This window comes from Mucilaginibacter sabulilitoris (genome assembly GCF_034262375.1).
GTDB classification, from domain to species: domain Bacteria; phylum Bacteroidota; class Bacteroidia; order Sphingobacteriales; family Sphingobacteriaceae; genus Mucilaginibacter; species Mucilaginibacter sabulilitoris.
Window position 1 is genome coordinate 1,458,777 of sequence record NZ_CP139558.1, and the last position, 17,238, is coordinate 1,476,014.

The following is a 17,238-nucleotide window of genomic DNA, read 5'->3' on the forward strand; positions in this document are numbered from 1 at the left end:
TTCGGAGTTTTGATTTCGGAATTGTTATTAAAAGAGAGAATTTGAGTTATCAATCGGATAAATCCGAAATCGAAAATCCCAATTCCCAAATAAAAAGATATGTCAGAATTAACAGTAGGATCCAGGTACGCCAAATCACTTATCGACCTTGCACAGGAGCAGGATATTGTTGATGTAATTAAAGCCGATATGGATCTTTTTTTGAATACCCTGAAGGCAAGCCCTGAACTTAAAGCTGTTTTAAGCAATCCCATTATTGCCCATACCAAAAAAGTAAAGATACTTGATGAGGTATTTTCAGGTAAAGTGAATAAAGCTACTATTGCTTTTTTTAAACTGATGGTTAACAAAGGCCGCGGCGAGGTTCTGTTCACTACCGCTTACGAGTACATTAACCTGTATAATATCAAAAGGCATATCACTAAGGCTAAAGTTACTTCGGCTACCAAATTATCGGCAGCTAATGAGAAAACTATCATTGCTGAAGTGCAAAAAGCTGTTGGTGGCACGGTAGTACTGGAAACAAAAACAGATCCATCATTAATTGGTGGTTTTGTGCTAACAGTTGGCGACAGGCAGGTTGATACCAGCATAGCAGCAAGCTTAAAGAAATTAAAGAAAGAATTTGCCGGACAGGCGGTTTAATATTAACACTAAAACTCTAAATAAATTTTAAACAATGGTAGAGGTAAGACCAGACGAAGTATCGGCAATTTTGCGTCAGCAATTGGCAGGCTTCAAGTCAGAATCTGAATTAGAAGAAGTGGGTACTGTACTCCAGGTGGGTGATGGTATTGCACGCGTTTATGGATTAACAAAAGTACAATCAGGTGAGCTTGTAGAATTTGGCACAGGATTGCAAGGTATCGTTCTTAACCTTGAAGAAGATAACGTGGGTGTGGTATTGTTAGGTAAATCTGACGATATTAAGGAAGGTGATACCGTAAAACGTACCAACCGTATTGCATCTATCAATGTAGGTGAAGGTATGCTTGGCCGTGTTGTGGATACCCTGGGTAACCCAATTGACGGTAAAGGCCCAATCGCCGGTCAAACTTATGAAATGCCTTTGGAGCGTAAAGCACCAGGTGTTATCTACCGTCAGCCGGTAACTGAGCCATTGCAAACCGGTATCAAAGCTATTGATGCGATGATCCCTATCGGCCGCGGTCAACGTGAGCTGGTAATCGGTGACCGTCAAACAGGTAAAACCGCTGTTTGTATCGATACCATCATCAATCAAAAAGAATTTTATGATGCCGGTAAACCGGTTATCTGTATATATGTTGCTTGCGGTCAAAAAGCAAGTACGGTAGCAAACATTGTACGTACACTGGAAGAAAACGGCGCCATGCCTTATTCTATCGTTGTAGCTGCAAACGCTTCAGATTCTGCAACCATGCAGTTCTTTGCTCCGTTTGCGGGTGCTGCTATCGGCGAGTATTTCCGTGATACCGGAAGGCCTGCTTTGATCATCTATGATGATTTGTCAAAACAAGCTGTTGCTTACCGTGAGGTATCATTGTTATTACGTCGTCCACCGGGCCGTGAGGCTTATCCTGGTGACGTGTTTTATCTGCACAGCCGTTTATTAGAGCGTGCCGCTAAAATCAACTCAAATGATTCTATCGCACAAGCAATGAATGATTTACCTGAGTCTATCAAAGGTATCGTAAAAGGTGGTGGTTCATTAACCGCTTTGCCAATTATCGAAACACAGGCGGGTGACGTATCTGCATATATTCCAACCAACGTAATTTCAATTACCGATGGTCAGATATTCCTGGAATCAAACCTGTTTAACGCGGGTGTTCGTCCGGCCATTAACGTAGGTATCTCGGTATCACGTGTGGGTGGTAATGCGCAGATCAAATCAATGAAGAAAGTTGCAGGTACTTTGAAACTTGACCAGGCTCAATACCGCGAGCTTGAAGCTTTCTCAAAATTTGGATCAGATCTTGACGCTTCAACCAAAACCGTACTGGATAAAGGTGTGCGTAACGTGGAAATCCTGAAACAAGGTCAGTATTCTCCTGTAACTGTTGAAAAACAAGTTGCCATTATTTACCTGGGTACTAAAAACCTGATGCGTAATGTACCTGTAAAAGATATCAGGAAGTTTGAAACAGAATTTACAGATCAGTTAGAAGCTCGTCACCCGGAAGTATTAGCTGCCCTTAAAGCAGGTAAATTTGACGATCAGCTAACCGGCGTACTGGAATCAGTAGCCAAAGATCTGGCAGCAAGATATTAATTTAGTTACGGGTAGCGAGTTACGAGTTGCGTGAGAAATATTAGTTCCCGCGACTTGTAACAGGCAACCCGAACCCCATAACAAAGAATGGCTAATTTAAAAGAAGTAAGAAACAGGATATCGTCTGTAACCTCAACCCAGCAGATTACCAAGGCCATGAAAATGGTTTCGGCGGCTAAGTTGAAACGTGCTACAAATGCTATTGTACAATTGCGTCCTTATGCCAATAAGCTAAAGGAATTGCTGGCTAACCTGTCGGCAAGTTTAGAGGATGGCTCATCACCTTATCTGCAGGAGCGCGAGCCTGTGCGTGTACTGGTGGTTGTAGTATCATCAAATCGTGGCCTGGCAGGTGCTTTTAACGCGAACGTTATTAAAACGGCCAACAATCTTATTGCCGAAAAATACAGCAAGCAGTTAGCAGCAGGCAATGTTTCAATAATATCTATCGGTAAAAAGACCCAGGAATATTACCAAAGACGCAAATACAACGTGATTGGTAACAATAACGATCTGTACCTTGACCTTAACTTTGGAAATACTTCTAAAATTACCGAAAGTATTATGGAAGGCTTTGTTAACGGTGATTTTGACCGCGTTGAGCTGGTGTATAACCACTTCAGGAACGCGGCGGTGCAATACTTAATTGCAGAGCAATTGCTGCCTGTGCCAAAGCCAGAAAAACAAGAGCAGGTAAAAACCGCTAATGTTGACTACATACTGGAGCCGTCACAAGAGGAAATCGTAGAACAGCTGATTCCTAAAAATATTAAGATACAGTTATACCGGGCCGTTTTAGACTCAAACGCGTCTGAACATGGTGCCCGTATGACAGCTATGGATAAGGCTACCGAAAACGCGGGCGACCTGTTGAAAGCCCTTAAGCTTTCGTACAACCAGGCCCGTCAGGCAGCCATTACCACCGAGCTTACCGAAATTGTGAGCGGTGCCGCGGCATTGTCATCAAACTAAGTAGTTTATTACTTTTTATATGAAACGGCTTTCTCTCAAGAGAAGGCCGTTTTTGTTTAATAAACATTTCCTGTCATCCTGAGCGCAGCGAAGGATCTGTTCATGAACTTTTAATCTGCATTGCGTCAATCCTGCCAATTATTTAATCAATTTACTTAATGATGATTACGAACGCTTTATGCCTTATATCTTTTATCATACCTTTGCCAATTCAATTTTTAACATTATAAATGCAGCACAACACGTTAAATAATGCAAAGGACCCGGTAAAATACAGCCGTCCCGTTATTTATTTTTTATTGTTGTGGACGGCGTTAAATATACTCCAGGCGGCTACCCTTGAATTGCATGCCGATGAAGCCTATTACTGGGTTTTTTCGCGCATGATGGATTGGGGCTTTTATTACCACCCGCCAATGGTGGCTGTATTTATCCGTATTGGCGATACCCTTATGCATAATGAACTCGGAGCTCGCTTAATCACCCTGCTGTCGAGCACGCTGGCTATTTACCTGATATGGCTTATGTTGCGCCGGTATGCTGTAAGCGCCAAATGGTTTGTCCTGTTTATGGCTGGCATATTGATATTTCATGTGTACGGCTTTACCGCCACCCCCGATGCGCCGCTGTTGTTCTTTGCCGTTTTATTTTACTTTTTTTATCAGCAATATCTTGATCATGACAGTTGGTTGCTGGCGCTGATACTGGGTGTAGTTGTGGCTTGCTTAATGTACAGTAAATATCACGGCATTTTGCTCGTCGGTTTCACCTTGCTGTCAAATCTGAAACTGCTCAAACGGGGTTCGTTTTATTTGATAGCTGTTTTGGCCCTGGCCTTATTTGTGCCGCATATACTGTGGCAGTATCATCATAATTTCCCTGCTGTAAATTTTAATTTATTTGAACGTAATGGCGGCGGGTTTGATATTACTTATGGCTTTACCTTCCTGGCTGCACAGTTGCTTATAGGCGGACCGCTCATTAGCTGGTTTATATTTTACAAGGCTTTTACCGCTAAAATACAGGACGCCTTTATGCGTGCCCTCATGATTAATGCCGCCGGTGTTTTTATTTTCTTTTATCTGAACACACTAAAAGTAAATGTACAGCCACATTATACGCTGATAGCCTTTGTGCCTTTGATTATGCTGGCGCTTATTAATTTAAAGCAAAAACAGTTTAGTCAAACCTGGCTTTACCGGCTGGCGGTAGTTAACATAGTGCTCATAGTTGCTTTTAGGTTGTGTTTGGTGGCCGGGTTTTCATTCCTGAAGCAAAACGGCCAGCTGGCCAGCTATTATGGGTTCAGGGATTGGGCAAAGGCGGTTCAGGCGAAAGCCGGGAATCATTATGTGCTGATGAAGGATGAATACCAAAATCCTTCAAAATATTGTTTTTATACCAACTCACTAAAAGGTTTTGGGTACGATTCGCGGTTTTACCGCACCACGCAGTTTGATATGTGGCCATTTGAGGATAGCCTGCAACACACCGATGTATATTATCTTACGCAGGATAAAATACCTAATGTATCTGTAGATAGCATCAACACGTCGGCCACCGCCGGAAAATGGTACGGAGGCTGGGTTAAAAATGCGCGTACCTATCAAAAACTGATATGTGAGACTACGCCTGTAAATATTACATCGGCGCCGGGACAACAGCAAACAGTTGGTTTAACCATTACCAATCCATATCCTTTTGCCGTTGATTTCAGTAATAAACAGGATGAACCCCATCTTACGGTTGAGGTTTGTTTTTATCTGGGTGCTGATATTGTTGAGATACAGTCGGCACCGAACGATATTTATAACCTGCCGCCTATAGCACCTGGCGGACAGACACATTATAATTTTACATTTAAAGCCCCTCAAAAAAAGGGCAGCTACGTGTTGTTTTTCTCCTGGCGAACGGATCCGTTCGCAGGGAGCAGGAACAGTGGCTTTACTAATTTGACAGTTAAATAAAAAAACCATGTTAAAAAAACTATACCTATTAGCAATTATTACTTTTATAAGCAGTACGGCTGCTTTGGCTCAGAACAGCCTTGATATCCATTTTAACGGAATGGGGTTTCTGGATAACCGTGAGTATAAGGATTTTGTACTGCGGTCGCGTACCTATTCGGGTGTTCGCACAGCGCTTGATCTGGGGTTGAACATTGATAGCGTGCACCACTTTATTGTGGGTGTTAACGGCATACATGAATTTGGTGCCCAACCGTATTTTTTAAAAGTTGATCCGGTAGCCTATTACAGTTATACCGGTAAAAACTGGCTGTTTAATGCCGGTGCTTTCCCGCGCGAAGGTTTGCTGAGCGATTATCCCCGTGCTTTGCTGAACGATACGCTGCGTTATTACCGTCCAAATGTTCAGGGTTTGCTTGCTCGTTATACCAACGAGCATTTTACAGAAACCGGCTGGATTGACTGGGTAAGCCGTCAAACCGATACCGACCGTGAGCAGTTTTTATTTGGGTTTTCGGGTAAGTACCGTCCATCGTTATTCGGCCCTTTTTATGTATCGCATTACTTTTTGCTGATGCATGATGCAGGTCCCGCGATAGCCATACCTAATGATCATATACAGGACAACGGCGGTGGTCAGATACGCTTAGGCCTTGATTTTAGCCATAAGACAATTTTAGATTCCTTAAGTATTGAGGCAGGAGGGATGATGTCATTTGAGCGCACGCGTGGTGTTGATGGTTTTCAGAAACCGGCTGGTTTTGTGGCCAGTGTTTATTTAGGCTGGCACCGGTTTGCTTTGTTTGATGAATTTTATAAAGGTCAGGGCAGCCATATTATTTACGGCGATTCGTTTTTTGAAAAGAAAACCTATAATCGCATGGATTTAATATACACTCCGTTCTTATACAAGCGTATAAAAGGACAATTTATTTTAAGTTTGCACCAAACCCCCGGTTATTTTAGCAACCAGGAAGCGTTCAGGGTAACGTTTGATTTGGGGCGCCAAACATTAGTACGATTTAAAGATTAATAATAATTAACCTTAACAAATACATACATCCATGCAGTTGAAACAAAAATTAGCACTTCTTATTGTTTTAGTATTTATAGTGCCTGCAAAGCTGTTTGCACAGGACAACCAATTTTCGGGATGGGCAGCCCTGTTCCACACCCAGAAACTTTCTGAACACTGGGGTTATTCTTTTGACGGGCAATTTCGTTCACATGATGAATTAAGTTATTTAAAACATACCCTGCTTCGCCCGGGAGCTAATTATTACTTTGCTAAAAACAAGGTTGCTGCGTTAGGATACGCATATATCCATACCAATGGCCGCACCGCCGATGGCGATAAAACCTTCAGGCCTGAGCACCGTATATGGCAGCAATATACTTACTCTCACAAAATGGGAAAAAGCATAGCAGTATCGCACCGTTTTCGTTTAGAGCAGCGCTTTTTGGGTAAAACTGCATCTGACAAAAACGATCAGTATTTTGCGCAGCGTTTCAGGTATTTTGCAAGGGGCGTGATCCCTTTTAAAAATGATTCGGCAGTATTTAGCAAAGGCCCTTTCCTGGCTTTACAGAACGAAGTATTTGTAAATGTTCAGCATAAAAATAAGGTGAACAAACACTTTTTCGACCAAAACCGCGCTTACGTAGCAGTGGGCTACCGCATCAGCAAAATGATCGATGTAGAAACCGGTTACCTTAACCAATATATTAAACAGGCTGAAAGCTATACGCTAAATCATGTGGCGCAGCTGGCGTTTTATACAAGGTTTTAAGGCCTCAGCCTCACCTAAATCCTCTCCAAAGGAGAGGACTTTAAAAAACAAAAGAGCGATAAGTTTGACTTATCGCTCTTTTGTTTTTGATTATTTGCTAATCCAGAACCCTCTCCTTTGGAGAGGGCAGGGTGAGGTCTACAGTCTTGAAATATCTCCGCTGCCTGCTTTGGAGCTGCTGATGTTTTTGGCACCGCCGGTGTAATGGATATCTCCCGAACCACTAACCGAGGCTTCAACTTTATCGCTGGCATTTACTACGGCGTCGCCGGAACCGGCAACGCGTACGGCGGTATTAACGGTAACCAGCTCACGGGCGGTAAAATCGCCTGAACCCACCACGCTTACCATTGATTCATCGGCACGGCCTGAAAGCTTCATGTCACCTGAGCCTGATATTTTGCTTTCCAGCGTTTTTACACTCACTTTGCCCAACATATCGCCCGAACCGGTGATCTGTAATTTTAATGAGTTGGTAGTAATGCCGTCTTTAAAATAAATATCGCCAGAGCCGGTTACACCCACGCTGTTCAGGTCTTTAGCGGTAACATAAATTATTACTTTTTTGTTGCCCCAGTTCCAACCGCCCCAATTGGTGTCTTTTTTACTGCGTATTTTTAAAACGCCACCCTGTACCTCGGTAATAATGCGGTCTATCACATCAGATGGAGCCTCCACCTTTACCGATTCGGTGGATCCCTGGGTAATATAAACATCAAAAGAACCCGCCAGATCAACAGCATGAAAGCCGGATAAATGACGGTCCTGCGTAGTTTGATCTATGGTTTTAACAACCGGGTTTGTTTTGGCTAAAGTATAATCGGCAGCGCCTGTTGCAAGTGCGGCGGCCAGTAGTAATGAGGTTAATAGTTTCATGTTAAAGATAATTGATTGTATATAAGACGCACGTTATGGTTATAGGTTGCAGTTTTTTTGAAATAAAATTTATAAATAGTTTAGCTGTCATCCTGAACTTGTTTCAGTATCTCACAGGATGATTTAGTCCGTATGTTATACAACTTAGCATGTGGGATGCCGAAACAAGTTCGGCATGACCACTTAATATAAATGATTTTTAACTTAATACAACTCAATTCACCATTACCCCTATGTAATAATTAAAAGTATCTGCCTCAATATTATCTTTGGTGGCACCGGCCAGGGTAACTGGCGTAAGGCGGGTGGTTGGGGTGATGAATGTATAGTCGCCGCCTTTTACTTTTACCCGCACCGGCATGGCAAAATCTTTAACAGCGTTGGTCCAGCGGCAAAGCGTTCTGCCGTTAAAACTGGTGAACTCCAGTATCGGGATGTTTTTATAATGAAGATACTGATCAAAAACAGGAAACAGCTTTTTACCGCTTTGCTCGGTAATGTAGTTCACAATCTGGTCATAAGTAACGGTTTGGTGATAGAATGTTTTATTAAGGCCACGCAGTATACCCCGCCATTTTTCGTCATCATTAATAATAGTACGCACCATGTTTAGCAGGTTGCCGCCTTTATAATACATATCGCCCGAGCCTTCGCGGTTAACACCATACGGGCCTACAATAGGCCGGTCGTTCTGGATAGCCATACGGGTGCCATGCACATATTCCTGCCCGGCCTGTTTGCCATAATAGGTTTCTACAAATAACGATTCAGAATAATTGGTAAAGCTTTCATGTATCCACATATCGGCAACATCTTTGGACGTAATGTTGTTGCCAAACCATTCATGCCCGCTCTCGTGTACCACGATAAAATCCCATTTTAAGCCCCAGCCTGTTCCTGAAAGGTCGCGGCCCAGGTAACCGTTTTTATAGTGATTGCCATAAGCGGTACCACTTTGGTGTTCCATGCCTAAGTGGGGTGCTTCTACCAGTTTGTAGCCGTCCTCATAAAACGGATAAGGACCAAACCAATACTCAAACGATTTTAGCATTTTGGTAGCGTTTTCGTTCCACTGTTTTTTAGCCTTGTTCAGGTTATAGCTTAAAGGCCAGTAGTCCATGGTCAATTTACCTTTTTCGCCCTCGTAAGTGCCATCATAATGCACATAATCGCCAATATTGGCTTCAATATCATAGTTGTTGATGGGGTTGGCCACAAACCAGTCGAACCGGGTATAGCCATCCTTTAATTTAGTCACTTTGCGTAGCCTACCGTTTGATACATCCTTTAAACCTTTGGGTGCGCTGATGCTGATGAGCGCGCTATCAACCTCATCATACTGATGGTCTTTGGTTGGCCACCAGATACTGGCCCCTACGCCCTGGCAGGCGGTAGCTACCCAGGGCTTACCTAAAGAATCGGTTGTAAATACCACGCCGCCATCCCATGGGGCGCGTTTGGCAATGGTTGGATTACCGGAGTAAAATACGGTAAATTCATCCTTGCTGCCATTGGTTATGGTTTGGGGAAAAGTAACGAACACGGCATTAAACTCGCGGGTATAAGGAAGTTCCTGACCTTTGTAGACTATTTTTTCAATTTTAAGATTGGCGAAAAGGTCGAACTGCAGTTTGGTAAAGTCTTGCGTGGCGGTAAATTTAAACAGGTTACTGCCGCTGATGAATTTTTGGTCGATATCAAATTTAACATCAAGGTGGTAATAATTAATATCGTAACAGGTTCGTAAGGGTGATAAACTGCCCCGCAGGGTATCGGCACGGGTGAATGTCTCACGGGCAGCGCCAAGTTGAGCCTTTGCCGGTAATGAACAAACACCGATCAGCAAAAAGGAGAGTGTATAAATGTATAAGTTTTTGTTCCGCATGTAATTTCTGTATTGTTATTCCTAATCAATCAGTAGGCCTATGTAATAATTAAAAGTATCCACCTCAATATTATCTTTGGTTGCGCCTTCAACCTCAACTGGGGTAAAGCGGGTTGTTGGTGTAATGAATTTATACTCTCCACCTTTAACCCGTACCAGTACCGGCATCGTGAAATCTTTAGCATCAGCTATCCAGCGACTTACCAGCTTACCTTCTCTTACGCCAAACTCCAGTATAGGCAGGTTTTTATAATGCAGGTACTGATCAAAAACAGGCAGCAGGTTTTTGCCCGACTGGTCATTGATATAATTTACCACCTGATCGTAAGTAACCGTTTGGTGATAAAAGGTACTGCCAAGTCCGCGTAATATAGTGCGCCATTTTTCATCATCGTTAATAATGGTGCGTACCATATTAAGCAATACCGCACCCTTAGGGTACATATCACCGGAACCTTCTTTGTTTACATTATAAACACCAACAATAGGACTGTCGTTTGATATGCCTGTTCTAAGCCCTTTGTTATATTCCTGACCTGCCTTTTTGCCCCAGTTATCCTCAATAAATAATGATTCGGAATAGCAGGTAAAGCTTTCGTGGATCCACATATCGGCAAGGTCTTTACCGGTAATATTGTTGCCAAACCATTCATGGCCGCTTTCGTGCACAATAATATAATCCCACTTTGTTCCCCAGCCGGTGCCCGACATGTCATAGCCCAAATAACCGTTCAGGAAATGATTACCATACGCGGTAGCGCTCTGGTGCTCCATACCCAAATGCGGGGTTTCTACCAGTTTGTAACCATCCTCATAAAAAGGATACGGGCCAAACCAGTGTTCAAAGGCTTTTAACATTGGTTTTACATTGGCAGTGAATTGTTTTTTTGCCTTTTCAAGGCTGGCGGGCAATACCCAGTAGTCCATGGTTAACTTTCCTTTTTCGCCCATGTAGGTATCGCCAAAATGTACATAATCGCCAATGTTGGCCGCTACGTCATAATTATTAATTGGGTTGGCCACAAACCAATCGAACCGGGTGTAGCCGTCTTTCAGCGGGGTAACCTTACGCAGGCGACCGTTGGATACATCTTTTAATCCCTTAGGTACGCTGATGCTGATCATCATACTGTCAACCTCATCGCTCAGGTGGTCTTTATTTGGCCACCAGATGCTGGCGCCTACACCCTCGCAGGCAGTGGCCACCCAGGGTTTGCCCAATGAATCTTTCTTAAATACCAGTCCGCCATCCCAGGGAGCGTTTTTAGCAATAGTTGGGTGCCCGGAATAATATACCATAAATTCATCTTTACTGCCCTTGGTTATGGTTTTCGGAAAGGTAACAAATACCGCATTGGCATCACGGGTATAAGGCAGGGTTTTGCCTTTGTACACTACCTTGTCAACATTCAGATTGGCGAACAGGTCAAACTGCAATTTGGTAAAATCCTGCGTGGCGGTAAACTTAAACTGGTTACTGCCGCTCAATGCCTTTTCATCAATATTTACCTTAACATCAAGGTGGTAATAGTTAATATCGTAACAAGTGCGTAATGGTGTAAGGCTGCCGCGCAGCGTATCGGCATGGGTAAAGGTTTCTTTAGGTTCAATGAGTTGTGCTTTGGTAATGGCAGGCAGAAATATAACTGCCAGCAGGAGCATTATTTGATAATGCAATTTGGGGAGTGGTAAATGATTCATTGGTAAGGATCAGTCAAATAAAAATATACTTAAATGTAGTAAATCTGCTGCAGTTATATTACTTTTCAATATTAACGCTGCAAATATCCCCCTTTAGGGGTGAGCCCGTACCTAAATCTGGGTAGATAAGTATTGTGAATTTTGACCATATATCTATAAAATAATAGCCTAATAACCATTAACTTTGCCAACCACAAAATACACTACTATGCAATATGATGTTATCGTTATCGGTTCGGGCCCGGGTGGGTATGTAGCCGCTATACGTTGTGCCCAGCTGGGTTTAAAAACCGCTATCGTTGAAAAATATGCCACGCTTGGCGGTACTTGTCTTAATGTAGGCTGTATCCCGTCAAAAGCCCTGCTTGATTCGTCTGAACATTACCATAATGCTGCCCATGCCTTTAAAACGCATGGTATAAATCTGGACAACCTGAAAATTGATTTCGGCCAGATGGTTAAACGCAAACAGGAAGTTGTTGATGCCAACACCAGCGGTATCAGCTACCTGATGAAGAAAAACAAAATTGACACTCACTTTGGTGTGGGTTCATTTAAAGATAAAAATACCATCATTGTAAAAAAGAATGATGGTACCGAAACCGAGATCACTACCAAAAATGTGATCATTGCTACCGGTTCAAAACCATCGGCACTGCCATTTTTAAAGATTGATAAAAAACGTATCATCACCTCAACCGAAGCTTTGTCGCTTACCGAAATACCTAAGCACCTGGTGCTTATTGGTGGTGGTGTTATTGGTTTGGAGCTGGGGTCGGTTTATGCCCGTTTAGGTTCTAAGGTGTCTGTGATTGAGTTTATGGATGGTATTATCCCAACTATGGACAAAGGACTGGGTAAGGAATTGCAAAAGGTACTTACCAAGCTTGGTATGGAGTTTTACCTGGGCCATAAAGTTACAGGCGGCAGCGTTAAGGGCAAAGAAGTTACCATAACTTTTGATACCCCTAAAGGCGAGAAAAAAGAACTGAAAGGCGATTATTGTCTGGTGGCTGTTGGTCGTGTAGCTTATACCGATGGTTTAGGCTTAGATAAGATAGGTCTTACCGTTGAAGAACGCGGCCGTAAAATTACCGTTAACGATCACCTGGAAACCAGTGTTAAAGGTGTTTACGCCATTGGCGACGTAATTAAAGGCGCCATGCTTGCCCACAAAGCGGAAGATGAAGGAACGCTTGTTGCCGAAATTATAGCGGGTCAGAAACCACACATTGATTATAACCTGATACCGGGTGTTGTTTATACCTGGCCAGAAGTTGCGGCTGTAGGCCAAACCGAAGAGCAACTGAAAGCAGCCGGGGTAAAATATAAAACAGGATCGTTCCCGTTCAAAGCAAGCGGCCGTGCGCGTGCAAGCGGTGATCTGGATGGTTTTGTTAAAGTACTGGCTGATGCTGCTACTGATGAAATACTTGGTGTACACATGATTGGACCGCGTGCTGCGGATATGATTGCCGAAGCTGTAGTTGCCATGGAATACCGTGCGAGCGCCGAGGATATCTCGCGTATGAGCCATGCTCACCCGACTTACACTGAAGCTATGCGCGAAGCATGTTTAGCGGCTACTGAAAACAGACCGATACATATTTAAGATTTCGGATTTTTTAAATTAGAATATCGAAGTAAATAATGTTGAAGCAGAAACAATTAAGATTGTTTCTGCTTTTTTTTGCTTTTTGCTTTAGTACAGCTTACTTTTAACTAAATTATTAGTTATGAAAAGAATGAATTATTGTAGCATACTGATATGCATATTGTTTTGGGCATCTGTGGGAAGGGCGCAAAATAGTATTACTAAAAAGCAACAACTTAAATATTTACCTGATATTGATGTTTACGATATTCATGGTAAGCATACTACCTTAAAGCAGTTGGGTAAAAACAAAGTATTGTTTATTGACTCCTGGTTTATACCATGTCCGCCATGTTTTATAGAAATGGGCATGCTGCACAAGCTGTACGCCAAATACCTTAATAATAAAGATTTTTGTTTTATAACTCTATGTCGTACAGACAGTGGTGTCGTTAAAAAGTTTATAGCCCAGGATACATCAATGGCTAATTATGTAAAGTCATATCAGTTTTTTAGCGAGCGGCAGGATTTTAAGTTGCCTGTATATTTTATAGAAGGTTGCGACTCGAAAGTTAATCATGTAGGAAAACAATTGGAAAGTTTTGCTCCAACAGATAAAACCAAATGCCCGGATGCGCAGTTGGATTTTGTAGGTTATCCTACGGTGACCATCTTTAATAAAAAAGGAGAATTGATTTTACAGAAAACGGGATATGATGGAAATGAGAATGTTAACATGGGAGACATAGAAAGTGCTATAAAACCATCATTGGCCGCAAAATAATATGAAGGTAAAAAGACTGGCCGTTAATAAATGAATATATTATTAAATATAGCTATTGTACTACTTACCATTGCTGTAATGGAAGCGTTGTCTTGGGCTATGCATAAATACTTGTTTCACGGGCCGCTGTGGTTTATCCATAAAACGCACCATCAGGAAAGGCACGGCTGGTTTGAACTGAACGATATTTTTAGCATCGGCTTTGCTGCGTTTGCCTTATGGCTTATGTGGATTGGGCATATCAACCTTGATTATCCATTTTGGATAGGTACCGGCATCAGCATGTATGGTATTATTTACTTTATTTTTCACGACTGGTTTATTCACAACCGCTTTAAAGCTTTTAAAAGCAATAACCGCTACCTGATGGGCATCCGCAGGGCGCATAAGATCCATCATAAATCCATGCAGAAAAATCCTTCGGAAGAGTTTGGGTTGCTCGTGGCGAGCAGGAAATGGTTTAAGAAGTGATTAACCTATTATTTTAAGTTGTGTCATTGCGAGGTACGAAGCAATCTCTATGCTGTACAGGGCGAATAATGTCTATCGCAGAGCGCTCAATTGCCGCTCAGGCTGTTACTTTGTCTTGATACAAAGTAACTAAAAATCAAGCCAGCAGAAATGCTTCTTTGCCGCACAAGACCTTTACCCTGCAAGCCGACAGAACCACGGGCTGCAATTATTTTGCCCTACTTCGTTCGCACAGACATCGCTTCAGCAAAAACTTGCTATGCCCCTGCAACCGCACAGCCCACCATGTTCTGTCTGCTTTCAGCCGAAGCTTGCCTGCTGACGAGGAGAAGAATTCTAATAAAAAATGATTGTAAGATTGGCTGTATATTTCTACACCGCTACCACATGCTTACCCTTTTTATAACCTATTGTGGCAAAATAAAGGATAAACAAATAAATAGGAAGCAATATCCAGTATGATGATTGCGCGGCCATTTCCGGACCGGCGCTCCCTTTGGTCTTATCAACCAGGAAACCGTAAATAGGCGGGAAAACAGCTGCGCCGGCTATACCCATTACCAATAAAGAAGAACCTATTTTGGTAAACCTGCCCAGGCCCGATAATGCCAGCGGCCATATAGCCGGCCACATTAAAGAGTTGGCTAAGCCTAAAAGCGCTATGCAAGCTACCGAAGCATATTTAGGCACAAGTAATGCTGCTACCGTTAAAATTACACCCAACGCAGCCGAATATACCAGTGCTTTTTGCTGCGAAATATAACGGGGAATAAATAAAATACCGGCAATATAACCTATAACCATACAGGCAAGCGTACCAGAGGCAAAATATTTGGCAGTAGACAACGGGATATGGTGCGCCATTCCATAGTTAATGATCGAGTCGCCGGCTATAACCTCGGCACCAACATACAGGAACAGAGCTATTACGCCCAGTATTAAATGTGGAAACTGGAATATACTGGTTTTGCCAGAGTTGGCGGCGGCTACGGTTTCGTCCTCATGATCGGTATTAATTTCGGGCAGACCCGAGAAATAGATCAGTACCGCCAGTATCGCCAGTACAATTACAATAAGTACATAGGGTAATATAACGCGTGAGGCCAACTCATTAAGTTCGCTTATCTTTTCTGTATCGCTCAGTGTGGCAAGGTTAGCTGTAAAAGCATCAATGTTTTTTAATACAACAGCGCCCAATGCAAGCGGGGCCAGTACACCGGCAAACTTATTACAAATACCCATAATACTGATGCGCTTTGCAGCACTTTCGGGTGGGCCAACTATAGTGATGTATGGGTTTGAGGCCGATTGCAGAACTGCTAAGCCCGAACCCTGTACAAACAAACCGAGCAGGAAAATAACATACGTGCGGGTTAATGCCGCGGGAATAAATATCAGTGCGCCTATTGCCATGATAACTAAACCAACGGCCATTCCGTTTTTAAAGCCAAATATTTTAAGCAGCCACGCCGATGGTTTGGCCATCAGCAGGTAGGCTATGTAAAAGGCGCTTGCCACTAAAAACGACTCGATGTTGTTAAGCTGACAGGCAATTTTCAGATAAGGTATCAACACAGAATTTAGCCAGGTTACAAAACCGAAAATGAAAAATAAAGCACCTATAATGATAATAGGGTTTACAGCTGTTTTTTTGAGGGGTAGTTTTTCGGAAGTGCTAATGGCTGTCATTTCTTTTAGTTAAAATGTTAAGAACTTAATTAAGTTTCTAAAATAATTAAAAAAGTTGATAGGTTATATTGCTGAAATGAAAAATTTAAGGAAATAATTTCAATAACCCTTATTTTTTTGACTGTTTAGTTAGATTCCCACCATTTTATAAGGGTGAGGGATCGAAAAAAAACATCTGAGGGTTGATTTGGGTAAATGTTTTCAATTCAAATTAAATTCCGAAATTCGGACGCTTACATTTATCAGCCTCCATGAAAATACTTATAGTTAATAATACGCAGATTCCGGCAGCGAAATACGGTGGTACCGAACGGGTGATCTGGTGGCTGGGCAAAGAACTTGACCGTTTGGGTCATGAAGTTACTTACCTGGTGGCGGTAGGTTCTTCATGCCCGTTTGCCAAGGTACTTATTTATGATCCGGCTGTTGACATAAACCTGCAGGTGCCTGACGATATCGATGTAGTGCATTTTCATTTCCAGGTGAATAATTTTACCAAAAAGCCTTACCTCATTAATGTACATAATAATCCTGCTTACGGGCACGCTTTAGATAAAAATTCGGTATTTGTATCTGCCAATCATGCCTCACGGCATGGCTCTTCTGTTTTTGTACATCATGGTCTCGACCCTGATGATTACCCCAAACCCGATCTTTCAGTAAAACGCGTTCATACACACTTTTTGGCAAAAGCTGCCTGGAAGGTTAAAAATGTAAGAGGAGCTATTGATGTGGCTACCCAAAGCGGCAATAAACTGATTGTTTTAGGCGGTAGTCGGTTAAATTTAAAAATGGGACTGCGCTTTACACCAAATTTAAATGTAAGGTTTAAAGGGATGGTTGATAATGAGCAAAAGGCGGCTGTACTTAACAGCTCAAAGGCGCTGCTGTTCCCCGTTTTATGGAACGAACCTTTTGGTTTGGCTATAATAGAAAGCCTGTATTTTGGATGCCCGGTATTTGGCACGCCATATGGCTCCCTGCCCGAGCTGGTACCGCAGGAGGTTGGTTGGCTGAGCAACTTCCCTCATATACTTGCTGGCAAACTTGCCCATACTACTTTTGATAACAGGCTATGTCATGACTACGCTATGGAATATTTCACCGTTCAAAAGATGGCGCAGCGGTATCTGGTGCTGTATCAGGAAGTATTAGATGGTAAAAGCTTGAATGAGGGTAATCCAACTTTGCTATACGCTTCGCCTAAATATTTGGCCTGGAATAAATAGTAATTTTATAATGCGTTATTTTGTAT

14 protein-coding genes are annotated in these 17,238 nt (G+C 42.5%); 10 read left to right on the forward strand and 4 right to left on the reverse strand.

Going from position 1 to position 17,238, the window contains the following annotated elements; genetic code table 11:
• The first annotated feature begins 99 nt into the window (after positions 1–99).
• The 6 genes from atpH (at position 100) to SNE25_RS06440 (ending at position 6,983) form a co-directional block, all read left to right on the forward strand.
• On the forward strand, positions 100–645 hold the full coding sequence (atpH, locus tag SNE25_RS06415) for an ATP synthase F1 subunit delta (protein ID WP_321564270.1): 546 nt from the start codon (positions 100–102) through the stop codon (positions 643–645).
• A gap of 34 nt (positions 646–679) precedes the next feature.
• A complete protein-coding gene (gene atpA, locus SNE25_RS06420; RefSeq protein WP_321564271.1) occupies positions 680–2,254 on the forward strand; it encodes a F0F1 ATP synthase subunit alpha in 1,575 nt (524 codons plus the stop codon).
• A gap of 87 nt (positions 2,255–2,341) precedes the next feature.
• On the forward strand, positions 2,342–3,226 hold the full coding sequence (gene atpG, locus SNE25_RS06425) for an ATP synthase F1 subunit gamma (RefSeq protein ID WP_321564272.1): 885 nt from the start codon (positions 2,342–2,344) through the stop codon (positions 3,224–3,226).
• A 230-nt stretch (positions 3,227–3,456) separates the two neighbouring features.
• Positions 3,457–5,193 carry an ArnT family glycosyltransferase gene (locus SNE25_RS06430; protein WP_321564273.1) on the forward strand — a complete coding sequence of 579 codons (1,737 nt, stop codon included), beginning with the start codon at positions 3,457–3,459 and terminating at the stop codon, positions 5,191–5,193.
• Between the two features lie 7 nt (positions 5,194–5,200).
• Positions 5,201–6,226 (forward strand): hypothetical protein, encoded by a 1,026-nt coding sequence (locus tag SNE25_RS06435; RefSeq protein WP_321564274.1) that lies wholly within the window; start codon positions 5,201–5,203, stop codon positions 6,224–6,226.
• 31 nt (positions 6,227–6,257) lie between these two features.
• Positions 6,258–6,983, forward strand: a complete 726-nt coding sequence (locus SNE25_RS06440) for a DUF2490 domain-containing protein (RefSeq protein WP_321564275.1) — start codon at positions 6,258–6,260, stop codon at positions 6,981–6,983.
• A 138-nt stretch (positions 6,984–7,121) separates the two neighbouring features.
• Here SNE25_RS06440 and SNE25_RS06445 read toward each other — a convergent pair whose 3' ends face one another.
• The 3 genes from SNE25_RS06445 to SNE25_RS06455 form a co-directional block, all read right to left on the reverse strand.
• Positions 7,122–7,859 carry a head GIN domain-containing protein gene (locus SNE25_RS06445; RefSeq protein ID WP_321564276.1) on the reverse strand — a complete coding sequence of 246 codons (738 nt, stop codon included), beginning with the start codon at positions 7,857–7,859 and terminating at the stop codon, positions 7,122–7,124.
• A 214-nt stretch (positions 7,860–8,073) separates the two neighbouring features.
• Positions 8,074–9,744 (reverse strand): M1 family metallopeptidase, encoded by a 1,671-nt coding sequence (locus SNE25_RS06450; protein WP_321564277.1) that lies wholly within the window; start codon positions 9,742–9,744, stop codon positions 8,074–8,076.
• A 21-nt stretch (positions 9,745–9,765) separates the two neighbouring features.
• Complete coding sequence (locus SNE25_RS06455) at positions 9,766–11,445, reverse strand: M1 family metallopeptidase (RefSeq protein ID WP_321564278.1); 1,680 nt, start codon at positions 11,443–11,445, stop codon at positions 9,766–9,768.
• A 208-nt stretch (positions 11,446–11,653) separates the two neighbouring features.
• On the opposite strand from SNE25_RS06455, the gene lpdA reads away from it, so the two are divergent.
• The 3 genes from lpdA (at position 11,654) to SNE25_RS06470 (ending at position 14,294) form a co-directional block, all read left to right on the forward strand.
• Positions 11,654–13,057 carry a dihydrolipoyl dehydrogenase gene (gene lpdA, locus SNE25_RS06460; RefSeq protein WP_321566206.1) on the forward strand — a complete coding sequence of 468 codons (1,404 nt, stop codon included), beginning with the start codon at positions 11,654–11,656 and terminating at the stop codon, positions 13,055–13,057.
• Between the two features lie 124 nt (positions 13,058–13,181).
• A complete protein-coding gene (locus tag SNE25_RS06465) occupies positions 13,182–13,823 on the forward strand; it encodes a redoxin family protein (RefSeq protein WP_321564279.1) in 642 nt (213 codons plus the stop codon).
• A gap of 30 nt (positions 13,824–13,853) precedes the next feature.
• A complete protein-coding gene (locus SNE25_RS06470) occupies positions 13,854–14,294 on the forward strand; it encodes a sterol desaturase family protein (RefSeq protein ID WP_321564280.1) in 441 nt (146 codons plus the stop codon).
• 372 nt (positions 14,295–14,666) lie between these two features.
• On the opposite strand, the gene SNE25_RS06475 is transcribed toward SNE25_RS06470, so the two are convergent.
• Positions 14,667–15,983, reverse strand: coding sequence for a sugar MFS transporter (locus SNE25_RS06475; RefSeq protein WP_321564281.1), 1,317 nt, complete (start codon positions 15,981–15,983; stop codon positions 14,667–14,669).
• 251 nt (positions 15,984–16,234) lie between these two features.
• Between SNE25_RS06475 and SNE25_RS06480 the strand changes: the two genes are divergently transcribed.
• Positions 16,235–17,212 (forward strand): glycosyltransferase, encoded by a 978-nt coding sequence (locus tag SNE25_RS06480; RefSeq protein WP_321564282.1) that lies wholly within the window; start codon positions 16,235–16,237, stop codon positions 17,210–17,212.
• Positions 17,213–17,238 lie beyond the last annotated feature (26 nt).

What these genes read in the sequence shown, in the direction of transcription:
- SNE25_RS06440 (WP_321564275.1), top strand. Translation starts at nt 6,258, where the DNA reads ATGCAGTTGAAACAAAAATTAGCACTTCTTATTGTTTTAGTATTTATA.
- atpH (WP_321564270.1), top strand. Translation starts at nt 100, where the DNA reads ATGTCAGAATTAACAGTAGGATCCAGGTACGCCAAATCACTTATCGAC.
- SNE25_RS06450 (WP_321564277.1), bottom strand. Translation starts at nt 9,744, where the DNA reads ATGCGGAACAAAAACTTATACATTTATACACTCTCCTTTTTGCTGATC.
- SNE25_RS06465 (WP_321564279.1), top strand. Translation starts at nt 13,182, where the DNA reads ATGAAAAGAATGAATTATTGTAGCATACTGATATGCATATTGTTTTGG.
- SNE25_RS06435 (WP_321564274.1), top strand. Translation starts at nt 5,201, where the DNA reads ATGTTAAAAAAACTATACCTATTAGCAATTATTACTTTTATAAGCAGT.
- SNE25_RS06470 (WP_321564280.1), top strand. Translation starts at nt 13,854, where the DNA reads ATGAATATATTATTAAATATAGCTATTGTACTACTTACCATTGCTGTA.
- atpG (WP_321564272.1), top strand. Translation starts at nt 2,342, where the DNA reads ATGGCTAATTTAAAAGAAGTAAGAAACAGGATATCGTCTGTAACCTCA.
- SNE25_RS06480 (WP_321564282.1), top strand. Translation starts at nt 16,235, where the DNA reads ATGAAAATACTTATAGTTAATAATACGCAGATTCCGGCAGCGAAATAC.
- SNE25_RS06445 (WP_321564276.1), bottom strand. Translation starts at nt 7,859, where the DNA reads ATGAAACTATTAACCTCATTACTACTGGCCGCCGCACTTGCAACAGGC.
- atpA (WP_321564271.1), top strand. Translation starts at nt 680, where the DNA reads ATGGTAGAGGTAAGACCAGACGAAGTATCGGCAATTTTGCGTCAGCAA.
- SNE25_RS06455 (WP_321564278.1), bottom strand. Translation starts at nt 11,445, where the DNA reads ATGAATCATTTACCACTCCCCAAATTGCATTATCAAATAATGCTCCTG.
- SNE25_RS06475 (WP_321564281.1), bottom strand. Translation starts at nt 15,983, where the DNA reads ATGACAGCCATTAGCACTTCCGAAAAACTACCCCTCAAAAAAACAGCT.
- SNE25_RS06430 (WP_321564273.1), top strand. Translation starts at nt 3,457, where the DNA reads ATGCAGCACAACACGTTAAATAATGCAAAGGACCCGGTAAAATACAGC.
- lpdA (WP_321566206.1), top strand. Translation starts at nt 11,654, where the DNA reads ATGCAATATGATGTTATCGTTATCGGTTCGGGCCCGGGTGGGTATGTA.